The sequence below is a fragment of the Micromonospora maritima genome (assembly GCF_902825405.1).
Taxonomy (GTDB): Bacteria; Actinomycetota; Actinomycetes; order Mycobacteriales; family Micromonosporaceae; genus Micromonospora; species Micromonospora maritima.
On record NZ_CADEAU010000843.1, the window covers coordinates 1 to 1,401 of the forward strand.

Sequence of the window (1,401 nt, forward strand, 5' to 3'; positions counted from 1 at the left end):
CGTGCCGGCCACGCTGCACGTGGACGCGCCGTCGCCGCACATCGACTGGTCGGCGGGGTCGGTGGAGCTGGTGACCGAGGCTCGGCCGTGGCCGGTGGTGGACCGGCCGCGTCGGGCGGCGGTGTCGTCGTTCGGCATCTCCGGCACGAACGCCCACGTCATCGTCGAGCAGCCCGCCGAGCCGGCGGACGTCGCGCCCGCGCCGACGGAAGGGCTGGTACGGACCGAGGCGGTGCTCTGGCCGCTGTCCGCCCGCTCCACCACCGCGCTCGCGCACCAGGCGCAGCGGCTCGCCCGGCACGTCCGCGAACACCCGGAACACGACCCGGCCGCCGTGGCCTGGTCGCTCGCCACCACCCGCGCCGCGCTCGACCAGCGCGCCGCCGTCGTCGGCACGGACCGCGACGACCTGCTGGCCGGCCTGGACGCCCTCGCGTCCGGCCTGCCGTCCTCCGCCCTGGTCACCGGGACGGCGGGCGTCCACGGGTCGGGTCCGGTGTTCGTGTTTCCGGGTCAGGGTGGTCAGTCGGTGCGGATGGCGGCGGGTCTGGTGGGCCGGTGCGGCCCGTTCGATGCGCGTCTTGGCGAGTGTCAGCGGGCGTTCGCGCCGTATCTGGACGTGGACCTGGTGTCGGTTCTCACGGGTGAGGACGATGCCTGGTTGGGTCGGGTGGAGATCTTGCAGCCGGTGCTGTTCGCGGTTGGTGTGTGTTTGGCGGAGGTGTGGCGGTCCGCTGGTGTGGAGCCGGCGGTGGTGATCGGTCATTCGCAGGGGGAGATGGCCGCCGCGTGTGTGGCGGGGGTGTTGTCCCTCGATGACGCGGCCCGGGCGGTGATCCTGCGGGCGCGCGCGTTGTCCGCGTTGGCGGGTTCGGGCGGGATGCTGGCGGTGGATCTGCCCGAGGCGGAGGTGGCCGCGCGGATCGAGGGTGTGCCGGGCACGGTGGTGGCGGTGCTGAACGGGCCGGGGCATGTGGTGGTGTCCGGGCCGCCGCAGACTCTGGCCGATCTGCGGGAGTCGTGGCTGGTCGAGGGGGTGCGGGCGCGGCCGGTGCCGTTCGACTACGCCTCGCACAACCCGGCCGTGGAGCAGGTCCGCGAGCGGATGCTCACCGACCTGGCGGGGCTGTCCCCGCGGCCGGGCCAGGTCCGGATGGTGTCGACGGTGACCGGCGACTGGGCCGAACCGCAGGGCATGGACGGCGGCTACTGGTACACGAACCTGCGCCAGCCGGTGCGCTTCGAGCAGGCGGTCCGCACGGCGGTCGCGGCGGGGCACGTCACGTTCGTGGAGGTGTCGGCGCATCCGGTGCTCACGCTGCCGGTGACCGCGATCCTCGACGACACCGACACCACCGGGCACACGCTGTCCACGCTGCGCCGTGGTGACGACGACCCGAC

1 protein-coding gene is annotated in these 1,401 nt (G+C 74.0%); it reads left to right on the top strand.

Going from position 1 to position 1,401, the window contains the following annotated elements; translation table 11 throughout:
- A partial coding sequence (locus HUW36_RS32875; protein WP_174531587.1) for an acyltransferase domain-containing protein occupies positions 1 to 1,401 on the top strand: 1,401 nt, incomplete at both ends.